Genomic DNA, 17,135 nt, shown 5'->3' on the forward strand with positions numbered 1-17,135 from the left:
ACCCGACCGCATCGGCCATCGCGGCCTTGACCGCGACGCCGCACGACCTATCCAGCGCACGATGAATGCGCGACTGCAAAGCCGGCTGACCCGGACTGCCTTCTGGCTTGCCGCGGCGACTGCCCTGGTCCTCGCCGAACTACCCAAGCCGCCCAGCCTGCCGATCGACGGGTTTGGCGACAAGTTCGAGCACATCCTTGCCTTCGCCGTCCTCGCACTCCTCGGCGCTGCCGCCTATCCCCGCTATCCGCTGGCGCGGCTGGGCGAGCGGCTGTCGTTCTTCGGCGCCCTCATCGAGGTGCTTCAGGCCCTCCCCATGCTCAACCGCGATTGCGATATCATGGACTGGGTCGCCGATACCGTGGCCGTCGCGGTGGTCCTGGGAGTCGTCGCCTGGTTCCGGGCGAGGGGCCGGTCGCGCGCGGCCTCGCTGGCTGGCGAAGCGGCCTGACCATCGCGCTTTCGCGGGCGTTTGCGGTTCCCAATCCCGCCTTCATCGGTTACGGGGCGCGGCCATGGAAAACCTTGCGCGCCAGCTTCACCCGTTCGCTTCCGGATCGCTTGCCGAAGACGAGAGCGCCGCTCTCCTGACGCTGGCCGATATTCGTGCGGCCGCCGGACGAATCGAGGGACAGGTCGTGCGCACGCCGACGCTGCACAGTCGCACCCTGTCGCAGATCAGCGGCGCCGAAATCTGGCTGAAGTTCGAGAATCTCCAGTTCACGGCGGCGTACAAGGAGCGCGGCGCGCTCAACGCGCTGCTGCTGCTCAGCGATGAGCAGCGCCGCCGCGGGGTCATCGCGGCCTCGGCGGGCAACCACGCGCAGGGCCTCAGCTATCACGGCACGCGCCTTGGCGTGCCGGTGACCATCGTCATGCCGCGCTCGACGCCTACGGTTAAGGTCATGCAGACCGAGAGCGTTGGCGGGAAGGTCGTGCTGCACGGCGAGACCTTCGACGACGCCTTCGAGCATGCGTGCCAGCTCGAATCCGAATTGGGCCTGACTTTCGTTCACCCGTTCGACGATCCGCACGTTGCGGCGGGGCAGGGGACGGTAGCGCTCGAGATGCTGGCCGACGTGCCCGAGCTCGACATGCTCGCGGTGCCGATCGGTGGCGGTGGCCTGCTCTCGGGTGTTGGGACCGCGGCGCGCGCTCTCAAGCCCGACATCGGCCTTATCGGCGTTCAGGCCGCACTTTATCCGTCGATGTATGCGCGCCTGCACGGCCTGGACCTGCCGTGCGGCGGTGACAGCCTCGCCGAAGGCATCGCGGTGAAGGAGCCGGGGGCGTTCACTTCGGCAGTGCTGGCGCGAATCGTGGACGATATCGTGCTGGTCGACGAACCGGCGCTGGAAAGCGCGGTCGCGCTGCTGCTCCAGATCGAGAAGACGGTTGTCGAGGGCGCGGGCGCAGCCGGGCTGGCTGCGGTCCTGGGTAACCGCGAGCTGTTTGCCGGGCGCAAGGTCGGGATCGTCCTTTGCGGCGGCAATATCGACACGCGCCTTCTGGCCAACGTCCTGCTGCGCGACCTTGCGCGTTCGGGCCGCCTCGCGCGCTTGCGGCTGACGCTGCAGGACCGACCCGGCGCGCTGTTCAAGGTGATGCGCCAGTTCGACAAGCATCAGGTCAACATCATCGAGATCTATCACCAGAGGATCTTCACGACCCTGCCGGCCAAGGGCCTGATCACCGACATCGAGTGCGAGGCGCGCGACAAGGACCAGATCGACCATCTTGTCGCCGCGCTGCGCGAAGCGGGATATTCGGTAAGCCAGGTCGAACTGGCCTGAGCGCTTTTGCCCGGCAATGTTCTGCCATGGGACGCCGGCGCGCGCATTCGTGCGCACGTCGCCACTATTTTGGACCTTGTTGCCCGGTTTCGTGGTTAAGGGGCTTTCACCATAGCCCGCGCTTCGGCATAGTCGTCAGGGTCCGCCAAAAGGGGCGGTTAGCCCAAGAGGATCGCCCGCTGCCGTGACGGCTCCAGTTCGCTTTCCCCGCTTCTATGTCACGAGCCCGGCGCCGTGCCCGTATTTGCCGGGCAAGAGCGAGCGAAAGGTGTTCACCGAACTATCGGGCCCGCACGCGGATTCGCTGAATGACGCGCTCGGCCGGATCGGTTTCCGCCGCAGCCAGACGGTTGCCTATCGCCCCAGCTGCATCGATTGCCAGGCCTGCATCTCGGTCCGCGTCGTGGCCGATTCCTTCCGTCCCTCGGCGACCCAGCGCAAGGTCATCCAGCGCAATTCCGACTTGGTGGTCACTGCGTGCAAGCCCTGGTCGACTGCCGAGCAGTTCGATCTCCTCCAGCGGTATCTCGCGGTGCGCCATCCCGGCGGCGGCATGGCGACAATGGACGACATCGATTACGCCGACATGGTGGAACACACCGCGGTGAACAGCTATGTCATTGAATACAGGGAGCCGGGTGATGGGATCGTGCCCGGAAAGCTGGTAGGCGCATGTCTGACCGATCATCAGGGCGATGGCCTCTCGATGATCTACAGTTTCTACGATCCGCAACACGAGACGCGCACCGGGCTTGGCAACTACATCATCCTCGACCACATCGCGCGCGCGACGCAGGCGGGCCTTCCCTATGTCTATCTGGGCTACTGGGTCGAAGGCTCTGCGCGCATGCAGTACAAGATCCGTTATCGGCCGCTTGAACGGCTCGGTCGCGACGGCTGGGAACGGTTCGACGCCGAAGATCAGGACAGCGCCATCCGGCGTGCTGTCGCGGCTTCACACGATCCCCTCGTCCTGCCCGAAGGAAGCGGCAAGGATGGGGTTCCCGGCGGCCAGGACCAGTATCGCCTCGCCGACTGAAAAGGCCAGGTCGCGCCGCGAAACGCTCGTTCGGCTGCTGGTGTCAGCCGCTCTCGTCCTTTCTCCCGTGCCGGCGCTCGCCCAGACGCGCGAGACGGAACCCGCGCTCGAAGACCTGATTCCCGATAGTGCGGTCGACAATCCCGAAGCCTGGGCCCGCCAGACCGATGCCGCGCGCAGCGAACCGGATACCGCCGCCCCGCTCGTGATCCTCGAAGACCTCGATCCTGCGGGGCCGCTGGCGCCTCTTCCCGACATGCAGCTCGCCTGGCCGGAAGACGTCGACATGCCTGCGGTCGAACCCTTGACCGCTGATCCCGACATTCAAATGGCCGAGGATGCGGCGCAAGAGGAACTCAAGGCCATCGGAGTCGGTGATGATGGGGAGGCACCACGCCTCGCCGATGCCGACATCGTGAATATCGGATCGCAGGTCGAACTGGCGTTTCCAGCCAATGCCCCCTTTGCCGAGCGGGACGAGGTCGGAGATCGCTTTGCCTCGCTCAGCTCGCTCAAGCGGCTGCGCGACAAGGACGACAACATCGCGCAAGTTGCCCGCCGCGCGCGGGTCGATCGCGACCTTCTGCTACGGATGCTACGTGTTTATGGGTACTATGACGCCGAGGTGTATCAGACCCTGGGCGGGCTCGATCCGGTAGCGGGCGCCGCGGCGACCGACGTCAGCAAGGTCTCCGTCCGGTTCGACGTCATTCCAGGTCCGCAATACCTGTTCGGAACGATCGACCTTGCCGCTCTCGAAACTACCGGCAGCGATTACGCCGATCTTCGGGCGACTTTCGACATCCATCCCGCCGACCCCGTGAATTCGGACGACATCGTGCAGGAACGCGTGGATCTGGGCACGGCGCTGGGGGAAACGGGCTATGCTTTTTCCACGGTCGGCGATCCTGACCTGCTGATCGATCATGCGCGGCGGCAAGGTGATCTGACCGTGCCGATGACACCCGGCGGCAAATACCGTTTCGGCCAGGTAGTCAGCGCGCTCCCCCGGTTCCTGAGTTCGCGCCACCTGGCAAACATCGCCCGGTTCGACGAGGGCGACATCTACAAGCGCTCGCTGGTCGACGACCTGCGCCGCGCGATCCTGGCAACCGGGCTGGTCTCAACCGTCAACGTAACCCCGCGCGAGACTGTCCCGCCCGCAGCCGGCGAACCCGGAACCGTCGACCTCGACGTCGCGATCGCAAAGGCGCCGCTGCGGACGATCGCAGGCGAGGTAGGCTATTCGAGCGGCGAGGGCTTTCGCCTCGAGGCGAGCTGGGAACACCGCAATTTCTTCCCGCCCGAGGGCATGCTGCGCGTTCGGGGCGTCGCGGGCACGCGCGAGCAGCTCGCCGGCGTGACCTTCCGCCGCAACAACTTCCGCGGTCGCGACCAGGTTCTTTCGGTCGATGCCTTTGCCCAGACGACCGACCGCGATGCGTTCAAGGCGCGCACCGTCTCGCTGCTCGCGAACTTCGAGCGCCAGTCCACGATCATCTACCAGAAGGACTTCGTCTGGTCGGCAGGGCTGGAACTTGTCGCCACGCAGGAGCGCGAACCACCGGTCGACGGGGTGAAAAGCCCGCGGCAGACCTATTTCATCGCCGCCCTCCCGGTGCGGGCAGGGTTCGATGGCAGCGACGATCTGCTCGATCCGACGCGCGGGTTTCGCGCCGCGCTGCGCCTCTCGCCGGAAATCTCGGTTCTCGATGGAGACAAGTCGACTTACGTGAAGGCGCAGGCTGACGCGAGTTACTATCAACGCGTCGGCGGCAGGGTCGTGCTGGCGGCGCGGGCGCGGCTCGGCACGATAACCGGTGCCCCCCTTGTCAGCATCGCGCCGTCTCGCCGGTTCTATGCCGGCGGGGGTGCCTCGGTGCGCGGGTACGGCTACCAGCAGATCGGCCCGCGCAATACGGCTGGCGAGCCAAGCGGCGGCCGCAGCCTCAGCGAGCTTGCGGTCGAGGCGCGGATCCACACGGGCCTGTTTGGCGGGGCAGTATCGTTCGTGCCGTTCCTGGATGGGGGCGCAGTGGACGAGACTTCTACCCCGCGCCTGAACGACCTGCGGTTCGGCGCGGGTGTCGGCATTCGCTACAACACCAATTTCGGCCCGCTGCGGATCGACATCGGCACGCCGCTCAACCCGCGCAAGGGCGACAGCCGCATCGGCGTCTATGTCGCGCTGGGGCAGGCCTTCTGATGGACGAGGTCGCCGCGCTTCCAGACGTGCCGTCCGACGAGCCGGCGCCCCGCCGTCATCGCGGACGGCGCTGGGCAAGGCGCGGGGCGTTGCTCGTCCTCGGCTTGCTCGCTGCAATCGTGGCTGCCCTGCTCCTTCTGGACAGCCAGATCGGCCACCGGCTTATCCTCGACAAGATCGCCGGCCTCTCGCCCAATTCGGGCCTCAAGATCGAAGTCGGCCGGATCGAGGGTTCGATCTACGACGAGGCTATCCTCCACGACCTAGTGCTGAAAGACCCGGACGGCACGTTCATGACCGTGCCCGAGGCGGATCTGAAATGGCGGCCGCTGTCCTGGCTCAAGAGCGGGCTCGATATTCGCAGCCTCGTTCTTCATCGCGGCGAACTGAGGCGTCTGCCTCACCTGCGGCCGGGCGATCCCAACGCGCCGATGCTGCCGCAGTTCGACATCCGCGTCGATCACTTCGCGTTCGACAGGCTGACGGTGGACGAAGCGGTCGCGGGGGTAAGGCGGCGGATCGACCTCGTCGCAAAGGCGGACATACGTTCGGGGCGCCTGTTGCTCGACGTCGACAGCAAGCTGGGAGGCAACGACGCCTTCTTCGCCAAGGTCGATGCCATGCCCGACGCCGACAAGTTCGACGTCAATCTGCTTTATCGCGCGGCCAAGGGCGGGCTGCTTGCGGGGGTGACGGGGGCGCAAAGCGCGGTCACCGCCCAGGTGTTCGGCAAGGGCTCGTGGACCGCGTGGCGCGGCGGGGCATTCGTCACCCGCGCAGGCCAGCGCTTCGCCAGCTTTCGGCTGCACAACCGCGCCGGGCGCTACTCGGCGCTGGGCGAACTGTATCCAGGCGACCTGGTGAAAGGCACGTCCGCGGCGGCTTTGGGAAAGGCGGTCGCGCTGGGCTTCGACGGCACGTTCAAGGACAGCGTGCTGACCGGCAAGCTTGGCACCACTGCCGCGGCATTCAAGCTGAACGGTGGCGGCGCGGTGGATTTTGCCCGCAACCGTTTCGATCACGTGGTCACGAAGCTCGCCGTCACGAGGCCCGAGCTTCTCCTCGCTTCGCCCCGGCTTGGCGGAGTCCGGCTCGCCGCAACGCTCGACGGCGCCTTCCGCGACTTGTCCATCGACCATGTGCTGACGATCGACTCGCTCGACGCAGGCGCCACCAGCGCACGCGGCTTGCGCACCGCAGGCGTCGCCCGCTGGGACGGGGCGCGGCTGGAGCTGCCACTTGATCTCACTGCCGAAATGGTCGTCACGGGCAACGCTCAGCTCGACCCGCGCTTTGCCGGCGCGAACGTGCGCGGAAACCTGGTCCTTGCGGGCCAGTCGCTGTCGTCGGACAACCTGGCGATAAACCTGCGCGGGCTTGCCGCGCGGCTGGCGCTGCGCGGCGACATCCGACGTGGTGGCTACGCGCTGTCCGGTCCGGTGACGGCGCGAGGCTTTGCGCTGCCCAACCTCGGGCTGGTCGACGCCGATGCCAAGATCCTCTTCAAGGTCGGAAGCGGAGTGCCGTGGACCCTTGCCGCCAATGCCGCGGGGCGGATGGTCAGGGTGGACAATGCCACGCTGGCTTCCCTGGCGGGAAGCAACATCCGCTTTTCCGGCGGGGTAACGCTGGGCCAGTCGGCACCGCTGCTGTTCCGCAATGCCCGCCTCAACGCCTCGAAGCTGGCGCTTGCCATCGACGGCCGCCGCCTCGCCGACGGGACCACGACGATCGCCGGGCGTGGGCGACACGTCGATTACGGGCCTTTCACCGTCGAGGCCGCACTTGGCAAGGCGGGGCCGAGCGCGGTGCTAGTATTCGCCGATCCTTATCCCGCCGCGGGTCTTGCCGATGTGCGGGTCGCGCTGTCGCCGATCGCTAATGGCTTTCGCATCGTCACGTCGGGCGGCTCGCGCCTTGGTCCCTTCGACGGCACGCTGGGCCTGTTCTCCTCCCCCGGCGGTCCCACCCGGATCGCGATTGAGCGGATGAAGGTCTGGCAGACCGACGTCACCGGCCAGCTCCTTCTCGGGCGCGGCGGCGGAATTTCGGGCAACCTTGCGCTCAACGGCGGCGGGCTCGACGGCACGATAAGGATCGACCCACGCGGCAATGGCCAGGCGATCACCGCGTTGGTCACTGCGCGCGACGCGCACTTTGGCGGGCCCACGCCGCTGGCGATTGCCGATGGTCGGCTCGAGGCAAACGGGTTCATCGCGAAGGGACGGACGAGCATCGACGCGACCCTTAGTGGAGAGGGAATTTCCAGCGGGCGCCTGTTCATCGGACGCTTCGCCGCCAATGCCAAGCTCGTGAACGGGAGCGGCGACATCACGGCTTCGATCACCGGCCGGCGAGGCAGCCGCTTTGCGCTGAGCGGCACGGGCCGGGTCGAACCGAACCGTATCGTCGCCCTGGCGGGCGGCGAGTTCGCAGGGCGCCGGATCGTCATGCCGCGCCGGGCGGTGCTAACGCGCGAGGGGGACGGCTGGCGGCTGTCGCCCACTCAGATCGGCTTCGGGCAGGGCATCCTGATCGCGTCGGGCCATGTTCTTGGCGGCATCACCGACGTCGATCTGAAGATGGCCGGCATGCCCCTGTCGATCGGCGACATCGTGATGGCTGACCTGGGGCTCGGCGGCCGCGCCTCGGGCCTTGTCACCTACCGCGCCGCACCGGGAGGAATTCCGACGGGCAGCGCCAGGCTGATGGTCAAGGGCCTGACCCGCTCCGGTCTCGTCCTCACCTCACGGCCCGTCGATCTGGCGCTGGTCGCCCAACTCTCGGCCAATCGGCTCGAGACCCGCGCCGTGATCTACGAAGGCGGGGAGACGCGCGGCCGGCTCCAGGCCCGGATCGCCGGGGTTCCCCCGGGGGGATCGCTGGTGGAACGGTTGAGTGCGGGCAATCTCTTCGCCCAGTTGCGCTATTCCGGTCCGGCCGATGCCTTGTGGCGGCTTGCCGGTGTGGAGGCGTTCGACCTGACCGGCCCGGTCGCCGTTGCGGCGGATGCTACAGGCAGCATCGCCAACCCCCAGGTCCGCGGGGCCGTCGCAAGCACCGATCTGCGGATCCAGAGCGCGCTGAGCGGCACGGACCTGCGCCAGGTTGCCGCACGCGGCCGTTTCAACGGTTCGCAGCTCTACCTCTCCAGCATCGCGGGCACGACGCCCGGCGGCGGCCGCGTGGTCGGCAGCGGCAGCGTCGACCTGTCGAACCTGGGGACGCAGGGTCCGGGCATCGACCTACGGCTCGCCGCAGCGAACGCCTTGCTGGTCAACCGCGATGACATGGCCGCCACCGTCACTGGTCCGCTGAGGATCGTGTCGAACGGAAACGGCGGAACGATCGCCGGACGGCTGCGGATCGACAAGGCGCGCTGGCAACTGGGGCGCGCGGCTGGTCCGGCCTCGCTGCCGGTCGTCGCCACGCGTGAAATCAACCAGCGGGCCGATATCGCACCCGCGCGGGCGGCCTCGGCGCCGTGGAACTACCTGATCGATGCCCGCGCGCCTAACCGGGTCGACGTGCGCGGCCTGGGGCTGGACAGCGAATGGAGCGCCGACATCCGCCTGCGTGGCGCGGCCGACAATCCTCGAATATTCGGCGGTGCCGACCTCGTGCGCGGCGGCTACGAGTTTGCTGGCAAGCGTTTCGAGCTTAGCCGTGGGCGGATCCGCTTCGCGGGCGAAGCGCCGCCCGACCCGCAGCTCGATCTCGTCGCGCAGGCCGACGTCGACAGCCTGAGCGCGACTATAACGATCCAAGGGACTTCCTCGGCCCCGGAAATCACCTTCAGCAGCGTGCCCGCACTGCCCGAAGAAGAATTGCTCGCCCGCATCCTATTCGGCAGCTCGATCACGAACATCTCGGCAGTGGAAGCGTTGCAGCTTGGGTCTGCGGTAGCTTCCCTGCGCGGCGGCGGCGGTCTCGACCCCATCAACAAGCTGCGTAGCGCCATCGGCCTCGACCGGCTGCGGATCGTCGGCGCGGATGCGACGACCGGACGCGGCACGAGCATCGCTGTGGGTAAGTACCTTGGCCGGCGGTTCTTCGTCGAGATCGTGACCGACGGGCAGGGCTACAGCGCGACCCAGCTGGAATTCCGCATCACGCGCTGGCTGGCGCTGCTCGCCAGCATCTCTACGCTGGGCGACGAAAGCATAAACGCCAGGGTCAGCAAGGACTACTGACGGCTTGGCGGCGCATTAGCGGCGGCTCAGGGACGATGAAGAAGGGGCAGGATGACCACGACGACACGTAGCCGCCTCCTGAATATCGTCGGCGGCTCCGCGGGCAACTTCGTCGAATACTTCGACTGGTACGTCTACACCGCATTCGCGCTCTACTTCGCGCCGAGCTTCTTTCCCAAGGGCGACCAGACCGCGCAGCTCCTGTCCACCGCGGCGGTCTTTGCGGTCGGGTTCTTCATGCGGCCAATCGGCGCGGCGATCATGGGCCGCTATGCCGACACTCATGGCCGGAAGGCGGGCCTCGCTCTTTCAGTCGGGTTGATGTGCGTCGGAGCGCTGATGATTGCAGCGGCCCCGACTTATGCGCAGGCGGGCCTGCTTTCCCCTGCGGTCCTCGTGTTAGCGCGGATGCTTCAGGGGCTTAGCCTTGGCGGCGAGTACGGGGCCAGCGCCACCTACCTTTCGGAAATGGCAGGCCCGCGCAATCGCGGTTTCTGGTCGAGCTTCCAGTATGTGACGCTCATCGGCGGACAGCTTGCGGCGCTGGCGCTGCTGCTCGTCCTTCAGGCTTGGCTGGGAGACGACGCGCTGACCGCCTGGGGCTGGCGGATTGCCTTTGCCGCCGGAGCGGCGCTGGCAATCGTCGTCTATTTCATCCGCCGACGTCTTGCCGAAACCCCCAGTTATGCGCGCGCAAGGTTGGAAGCGGTGGATCGGCCTAAGTCCGGCATGGTCACCCTTATGCGCGATCACCCGCGCGAGGCGTTGCTAGCCTTTTCGCTGACCGCCGGCGGCACGCTCGCCTTCTATGCCGACACTACGTACATGCAGAAGTTCCTCGTCAATACGGTGGGCTTCGACAAGGCTACCGGCTCGCGGATCATGACCTTCGCGCTCATCGCGATGATAGTGATGCAGCCCATCGCCGGACTGATCAGCGACAGGATTGGCCGCAAGCCGATGATGACCTTCTTCGGGGTGGCGGGGACGCTTCTGACCGTGCCGTTCTTCATGGCGCTTGAAAACGCGACGAACCCGTTGACCGCGTTTGCGCTGGTCATGGCCAACCTGGTGATCCTGACCGCCTACACTTCGATCAATGCGGTGGTGAAGGCCGAGCTCTTCCCGGATCACATCCGCGCGCTTGGCGTGGCGCTGCCCTATGCGCTCAGCAACACGATCTTCGGCGGGACGGCCGAATACGTCGCGCTCTGGCTCAAGGGCGCGGGCCACGAGCAGTGGTTCTACTGGTATGTGGCGGGGATCGTTGCGCTCAGCCTGGTGAGCTATGCCTCGATGCGCGAGACGCGCGACGCGGGCTTGATCGCGGACTGAATCGCGGGGCGCCGCCGGCGCCCCGCGATCCGAATGATCAGGCGGGAAGGCCGCTGATCGCCTTGATTTCCATGAAGTCCTTCAGGCCGAACAGGCCGCCTTCACGGCCGTTGCCGGACTGCTTGTAGCCGCCGAACGGCGCGCCGGGCGCAGGACCCCAGTTGTTGATCGCGACCATACCCGCACGCAGCTTCGGAGCGATGTCCGCCGCCTTTGCCGGATCGCCGGAGATGACCGCCGACAGGCCATAAGCCGTGTCATTGGCGATCTCGATGCCCTGCTCAAGATTGTCGTACGGCATGATCGTCGCCACGGGACCGAAGGTCTCTTCCTTGGCGATGCGCATGTCGGGGGTCACGCCCGAGAAGACGGTGGGCTGGATGTAATAGCCGCGATTGACGTTTGCCGGCATTTCGGTGCCGCCGGTTTCGAGCTTCGCGCCTTCGTCGATCGCCGACTGGATCAGGTCACGGATCTTGTCGTACTGGGCCTTGTTCACGACCGGACCAAGGTGCTGCCCTTCCTGAAGCGGATCCCCGACCGGGGTGGCTTCGTACATCGCCTTGATGAACGAAGCGGCTTCCGCCTCGCGTTCCCGCGGGACGAGGATGCGGGTGGGCGAGATGCAGCTCTGGCCGGTGTTGACCAGCACGCCCGAGACGGTGGGCGGCAGGACGGTCGCGAAATCGGCATCGGGCAGGACGAGGTTGGGGGACTTGCCGCCAAGCTCCTGGTGAACGCGCTTGACCGTGTCCGCCGCGTTCTTGGCGACCATGATGCCGGCGCGGGTCGAGCCGGTAAAGCTGACCATGTCGATATCGGGATGCGCGGCAATCGCGGTGCCGACGCCCGGACCGTCACCGTTGATGAGGTTGAACACGCCCGGAGGAACGCCGGCGGCGTCCAGGATCTCGGCAAAGATAACCGCGTTGGTCGGGCATTCTTCCGACGGCTTGAGGATCATCGTGTTGCCAGCTGCAAGCGCGGGCGCGACCTTCAGCGCGATCTGGTTGAGCGGCCAGTTCCACGGCGTGATCATGCCGACGACACCGATCGGCTCGTAGGCGATCGTGTTGGCGCCCATCTTTTCGGTGAACTGGAAGTTTTTCAGCGCCTCGATCGTGCCGAGGAAGCCGCCGATGCCTGCGCCGACCTGGGCGGTGGCGGCGAAGCTGACAGGCGCGCCCATTTCCTCGGCCATCGACTGGGCGAGGTCGGGAACCCGCTTCTTGTATTCTTCGACGATCCGATTCATCAGCGCGATGCGCTCGTCGCGGGTCGTCTGCGAGAAGGTCTTGAAGGCGCGCCGTGCTGCCTTGACCGCGGTGTCGACGTCTTCCTTCGTGCCGAGCGTGATGGCGGTGCAGGGCTCTTCGGTTCCCGGCGAAATCACCTCGTGGCGCTTGCCGCCCTGGCTGTCGACCCACTTACCGTCGATGTAATTTTGCAGATGCTCACGCACGGCGAATCTCCCATTAATGGCTCGATTAAACTCGATGAGCCATTTCGGGAGAGACGGGCCCTATTGCAAGAGGCAATCGGGCAGAATGGCGGCCTTTCGCGTCAGGCAGCCGGCTTTGGCGGCACCTTCTTGAGCACCGTATCCACCGGGATCACCACGCCGTTGGTGGCGACGAGCGGCGAGCCGTCGATCTTGCCCGTCGTCCCGTCGTCGGAAGTGACAGAAATGTGGTCGCCCGAGCGGGCAAAAGTCAGCTTGCCGTCGCCCATCGTCGGCATGGAGACGGGCTTGCCCTTGGCGCTATCGAGCGCCGCCTCGATATCCTTCACGGTCACGAAGCCCGGCATGATGTGGCTGCGCAGGATCGCAACCATCTGCGGCCGCTGTTCCGGCGTCTTTAGCGCTGCTGCGGCGTCGCCCAGCTTGCCGAAGGCGTCGTCGTCGGGCGCCAGGAACGTGTAGGGCGCATTGCCGTCGAAAACCGACGCAAGGCCCGAATCCTTCAGCGTGGCCGCAACGGTCGTGAGGCCCGGCGCGCCGGCGATGGCCTTGGCCAGCGTCCCGCTGGGCGCTTCGCTGCCGGCAGTCGCGGCAGCGTCGGAGGAGGATTTGCTGCACGCGCCGAGCGTGGCCAAAGATGTGGCCGCAAGGGAAAGTGCCGCCAGTCGGATGAAGGTGTGTGCCATGCGTGTCTCGCCTCTGAAAATCGAAGATTAATGTGCGGGTGCCGGGCGCTCCAAGCCTCGGGAGAGGATTACGCCCGGCACCCGACCCGGTCAGGTCAAAAGCTGGATCGCGGTCTGGACGAGCCGCGTCGTGGGATCGACCTGGTAAACATAGCCGTCGCTGTATCGATACAGGGAGTCCGGACCGTCAGCGTACCTGTCCCGATAGGAGTACGGTACGTTGTAGACGTCGTAACTCGTCGGGAGCGGCTGTCCCACCGAGATGTCCTGCCCGGTCAGCAGTGCCACGATCGAGGTGATGGCGTTCGTCTGGGGATCGATGCCGTAAAGCGCATCGTCAGCATAACGATAGCCATTCGGCGTTAGCCCGTAATAGTCCTGGTAATACGGGGGCAGGGGCTGCGAGGCGTAATAGCTAGGCCAGGTGTTACCGATGCCCAGCGCGCCGCCGAGCAGCGGAATATATCCGAGCACGGAGTTGCTATCGTTCATCCGCAGCAGGTAGCCGTCATAGTAGCCGTAGCGGCCGTCGTTGTAGCCCGAATAGCCCCACCAGTCGGGCCGGTAGTAGGTGTCGTTATAGGCAGGGTAGTTGACCCGCACCTGACCCGGAGGCTGGCAGCCGTTGTTCTTCTTGGCGAGGCCCGGAGGGCACCCGTCGATCAGCCCATGGCTATCGGCCTGGTGCCATGAGTAGGGCAGGTTGGTGCCCGCCACTTTTACTTTGCTGTCATCGCGACGGACCGCCGCCGCCTGGACGCCACGGTCGTTCTGCGGGCCCTTGATCGCCTTGCCGAAATTACCGCGTTCCACAGCGCGTGACGTAGCAGCTTGCGCCTTCTTCTCGGCGCCGCGGCTAACGACCGCATGATCATTGCCACCATTGCCGCGGCTGACATGAGCGTTGCCCGGGCCAACATCCTTGCCGCCGCCCTTGTTTGCGTTGCCGTTGCCATTTCCGTGTTCGACCGCAGGCCCGGCGGCCGCATGCCCGCCGGCGTTGCCATGACCGCCGCCCGGATTGCCGCCGCCCTTGCCGCCGCCGGGGTCTGCATGAAGTGCTCCGCCAGCCAGTGCGATCGCCGCGGCGCCGATGATCAGTTTGCGCATGATAAACTCCTCTTTGGGGGTCAATCCGCGAGGGATGGATGCGTTCCGTCGTTCATCCGAGGTTGTGTCGGATCAGCCGGGCACGACCCTGAAGCAAGAGACGCGCAAGGTTGACGATGCTGGCAGCGACTATCTTTGCGGCCCTGGTGACCCAGCGTGGCCGGTCGGGTCAGTCGGGCGCGATACCCCTGTCCGCTTCGTGTTGCAGCGGCACGACCATGTTCAGCCGGTGCCCCAGGCCGTCAAACGCGCGTTCGACCGCTCCGCCGGTGTCCATCGGCAGCAGCCGCTCGATGATCGTCGTGCCAAAACCCCGCCGGGTCGGCTGGGTGGCGGAAAATCCGCTTTCGTGCCACGCGAGATGGAGGTTCTTGCCCGTCGGATCGACCGACCAGCGGACGTCGAGCTTGCCGCCATCGTGCTTGAGCGCGCCGTATTTTGCCGAATTCACCGCCAGTTCGTGAAACGCCATTCCCAGCGTCTGCGCGGTCGCGCGCGTCAGTGGCACTGGCGGGCCTTCGCCAGCCGCCTTGCCGAGGTTGCCGTAGGGCTCAAGCTCGGCATTGAGCAACTCCCCGACGTCGGCGGTTTCGCTGCCCCCGATCAGGATGGTCTGCGTCCGGGCGACGGCGCCAAGCCGCTGGCGCATCTTTTCAAGATAACTTCCCAGTTCCTTTTCCTCGCGCGCGGTCAGTTCGCTGATGGCGTTGACCTTGGCGATCAGGTTCTTCAGCCGATGGTCGAACTCGCGAAGCACTGCCTGGCGGGATTCATCCGCCGCAACTTCGGAGCTGACATCGAGCGCCTTTTGCAGGACGCCGATGATCTCGCCCGCCTGATCGCGCACCGGAATCTGGTGGGTTGTCCAGGTGACCTGGCGCAGTCCGCCCCCCTCGGCGGGAGGGCGAAGAATATCGAAGCGCTGACGGACGAGAACGACAGGCTCGCCGGCAAGCGCGCCACGGAACGCATCGCCGAACAGTCTTTCGCGCTCCGCGGTTTCGGGAAAAGCCTCGAAAACGTAGCGCCCCATGATCTCGTCGCGTGAACGGCCGGTGACCGAAAGATACGCCTCGTTCGCATCGATATAGCGTAGTTCGCGGTCGAGGATCATGTAGGGCGATGGCAGCGCATGGAACAGGGCTGCGAAATCGATCCGGCCGTCCATCGCGCTTCCCTCGTGGCGGGCCCGTGCGGTCCGCCTATCCTGCGCAATAGTTGCCTAAAAACAACGCGATTGCAAACGGAAGCGTCCTAGAGAGGGTGGGCCCGGCAATAAAGAGGCGCGCGGATCGCTCCGCGCGCCTCGATAGATTGCGTCGAAGGCGGAAGTCCTCAGGCGCTGTAATACATGTCGAATTCGACCGGGCTGGGGGTCGTTTCCCAGCGCATGACTTCCTGCCACTTCAATTCGGCATAGGCGTCGATCTGCTCCTTCGAGAAGACATTGCCCTGAAGCAAGTAGTCGTGATCTGCCTCGAGCGATTCGAGTGCTTCGCGCAGGCTTGCGCAAACGGTCGGCACTTCGGCCAGTTCGGCGGGAGGCAGGTCGTACAGGTTCTTGTCCATCGCCTCGCCCGGGTGGATCTTGTTCTTGATCCCGTCGAGCCCGGCCATCACCAGCGCGGCGTAGCACAAGTACGGATTGGCCATTGCGTCAGGGAAGCGGAATTCGACCCGCTTCGCCTTGTCGCCGGCGCCGTAGGGGATACGGCACGAAGCCGACCGGTTGCGCGCCGAGTAGGCCAGAAGCACCGGCGCCTCGAAGCCGGGAACCAGGCGCTTGTAGCTGTTGGTGGTCGGATTGGTGAAAGCGTTCAGCGACTTGGCGTGCTTGATCACGCCGCCGATGAAGTAGAGGCACATGTCCGACAGACCGGCATAGCCGTTCCCGGCGAAGAGAGGCTTGCCCTTCGACCAGATCGAGATGTGGGTGTGCATCCCGCTGCCGTTGTCCGACTTGATCGGCTTGGGCATGAACGTGGCGGTCTTGCCATAGGCGTGCGCGACTTGCTGCACGACATACTTGTACACCTGCATCCGGTCCGCCGTCTGGACCAGCGTGCCGAAGGTCAGCCCAAGCTCGTGCTGCGCCGAGGCGACTTCGTGGTGATGTTTGTCGCAGGGCAGGCCCATCTCGATCATGGTCGAGACCATCTCGCCACGGATGTCGACCGCGCTGTCGACCGGCGCGACGGGGAAGTAACCGCCCTTTGCACGCGGGCGATGGCCCATGTTGCCGCCTTCGTATTCGCGGCCCGAGTTGGTCGGAAGCTCGATGTCGTCGATCCGGAACGAGGAGCCGGTGTAGCCGTCCTCGAAACGCACGTCGTCGAACATGAAGAATTCGGCCTCGGGACCGACGTAGACCGTGTCGCCCACGTTCGAGGAGATCACGAACGCTTCGGCGCGCTTGGCGGTCGAACGCGGATCGCGGCTGTAGAGGTCGCCGGTCGAAGGCTCGACGATGTCGCAGCAGATGATCATCATCGGCGTCGCGCTGAACGGATCGATATAGACCGCGTCGAGGTCGGGCTTGAGGATCATGTCGGACTCGTTGATGACCTTCCAGCCCTCGATCGACGAGCCGTCGAACATCAGGCCGTCCTCGAGCTCATCTTCGCCGATGACCGACGCGACCATCGTCAGGTGCTGCCATTTGCCCTTGGGATCGGTGAAGCGAAGATCGATCCACTCGATCTCCTCGTCCTTGATCCGTTCCAGGATTTCCTTTGCGTTGGCCATGATGATCCCTTTTTGCTGAAGTTGTCCCGCCCGCACGGGGGGTTATTCGAAAGAATTGCGATGCGCGCCGTCTTCCGCGAGCGATCCCGCGGAACGGTGCGCCTGCGTATCAGATCGCGTCGTCGTCGCGTTCGCCCGTACGAATGCGCAGGGCGCTTTCGACGGGGATGACAAAGATCTTGCCGTCGCCGATCCGCCCGGTCTGCGCTGCCGCTGCGATCGCCTCGACGGTGCGCTCGGCCATGGCGTCGGTCACCACGACCTCGAGCTTAACCTTGGGCAGGAAGTCGACGACATATTCGGCGCCGCGATAAAGCTCGGTATGGCCCTTCTGGCGCCCGAAGCCCTTGGCCTCTGTCACGGTAATGCCGGACACGCCGACTTCGTGCAGCGCCTCCTTCACCTCGTCCAGCTTGAACGGTTTGATGATTGCCTCGATCTTTTTCATCAGTCCTGCAGACCCCATCCACTGAAAAAGCCGGAGACGCCAAATGGCGCCCCGGCCGGCCGTCCGGCACTGGTGTGAGAATAATGATCCAAGAATCGTGCCAACACCGGGTGCCTCG

General features: G+C 65.5%; 12 protein-coding genes. 6 read left to right on the forward strand and 6 right to left on the reverse strand.

Annotated features, from left to right (window positions below; translation table 11 throughout):
• Window positions 1-61: 61 nt before the first annotated feature.
• The 6 genes from ACFO0A_RS05800 (at window position 62) to ACFO0A_RS05825 (ending at window position 10,566) form a co-directional block, all read left to right on the forward strand.
• Window positions 62-451 carry a hypothetical protein gene (locus ACFO0A_RS05800; protein WP_379538019.1) on the forward strand — a complete coding sequence of 130 codons (390 nt, stop codon included), beginning with the start codon at window positions 62-64 and terminating at the stop codon, window positions 449-451.
• A gap of 64 nt (window positions 452-515) precedes the next feature.
• Window positions 516-1,793, forward strand: a complete 1,278-nt coding sequence (locus ACFO0A_RS05805) for a threonine ammonia-lyase (protein WP_379538020.1) — start codon at window positions 516-518, stop codon at window positions 1,791-1,793.
• 184 nt (window positions 1,794-1,977) lie between these two features.
• Complete coding sequence (locus ACFO0A_RS05810) at window positions 1,978-2,832, forward strand: arginyltransferase (protein ID WP_379538021.1); 855 nt, start codon at window positions 1,978-1,980, stop codon at window positions 2,830-2,832.
• On the forward strand, window positions 2,789-5,038 hold the full coding sequence (locus tag ACFO0A_RS05815) for an autotransporter assembly complex protein TamA (RefSeq protein ID WP_379538022.1): 2,250 nt from the start codon (window positions 2,789-2,791) through the stop codon (window positions 5,036-5,038). Before ACFO0A_RS05810 ends, ACFO0A_RS05815 begins: the two co-directional genes overlap by 44 nt.
• Window positions 5,038-9,231: a translocation/assembly module TamB domain-containing protein gene (locus ACFO0A_RS05820; protein ID WP_379538023.1), complete on the forward strand. Its 4,194-nt coding sequence runs from the start codon at window positions 5,038-5,040 to the stop codon at window positions 9,229-9,231. The genes ACFO0A_RS05815 and ACFO0A_RS05820 overlap by 1 nt, the downstream gene beginning before the upstream one ends.
• Before the next feature lie 51 nt (window positions 9,232-9,282).
• Window positions 9,283-10,566 carry an MFS transporter gene (locus ACFO0A_RS05825; protein ID WP_379538024.1) on the forward strand — a complete coding sequence of 428 codons (1,284 nt, stop codon included), beginning with the start codon at window positions 9,283-9,285 and terminating at the stop codon, window positions 10,564-10,566.
• A gap of 37 nt (window positions 10,567-10,603) precedes the next feature.
• Here ACFO0A_RS05825 and ACFO0A_RS05830 read toward each other — a convergent pair whose 3' ends face one another.
• From ACFO0A_RS05830 to ACFO0A_RS05855, 6 genes are all read right to left on the reverse strand, one after another.
• Window positions 10,604-12,028 carry an aldehyde dehydrogenase family protein gene (locus ACFO0A_RS05830; RefSeq protein WP_379538025.1) on the reverse strand — a complete coding sequence of 475 codons (1,425 nt, stop codon included), beginning with the start codon at window positions 12,026-12,028 and terminating at the stop codon, window positions 10,604-10,606.
• 101 nt (window positions 12,029-12,129) lie between these two features.
• Window positions 12,130-12,714 carry a fasciclin domain-containing protein gene (locus ACFO0A_RS05835; protein WP_379538026.1) on the reverse strand — a complete coding sequence of 195 codons (585 nt, stop codon included), beginning with the start codon at window positions 12,712-12,714 and terminating at the stop codon, window positions 12,130-12,132.
• A gap of 90 nt (window positions 12,715-12,804) precedes the next feature.
• The gene (locus tag ACFO0A_RS05840) at window positions 12,805-13,824 is read right to left on the reverse strand and encodes a hypothetical protein (RefSeq protein ID WP_379538027.1); all 1,020 of its coding nucleotides are present in this window, start codon (window positions 13,822-13,824) and stop codon (window positions 12,805-12,807) included.
• A gap of 169 nt (window positions 13,825-13,993) precedes the next feature.
• Window positions 13,994-14,992, reverse strand: coding sequence for a PAS domain-containing protein (locus tag ACFO0A_RS05845; protein WP_379538028.1), 999 nt, complete (start codon window positions 14,990-14,992; stop codon window positions 13,994-13,996).
• Window positions 14,993-15,159: 167 nt separating this feature from the next.
• Window positions 15,160-16,569, reverse strand: a complete 1,410-nt coding sequence (gene glnA, locus ACFO0A_RS05850; protein ID WP_379538029.1) for a type I glutamate--ammonia ligase — start codon at window positions 16,567-16,569, stop codon at window positions 15,160-15,162.
• Window positions 16,570-16,678: 109 nt separating this feature from the next.
• On the reverse strand, window positions 16,679-17,017 hold the full coding sequence (locus ACFO0A_RS05855; protein WP_379538030.1) for a P-II family nitrogen regulator: 339 nt from the start codon (window positions 17,015-17,017) through the stop codon (window positions 16,679-16,681).
• Window positions 17,018-17,135: the final 118 nt, after the last annotated feature.

The organism is Novosphingobium tardum (assembly GCF_042652045.1).
Classification (GTDB): domain Bacteria; phylum Pseudomonadota; class Alphaproteobacteria; order Sphingomonadales; family Sphingomonadaceae; genus Novosphingobium; species Novosphingobium tardum.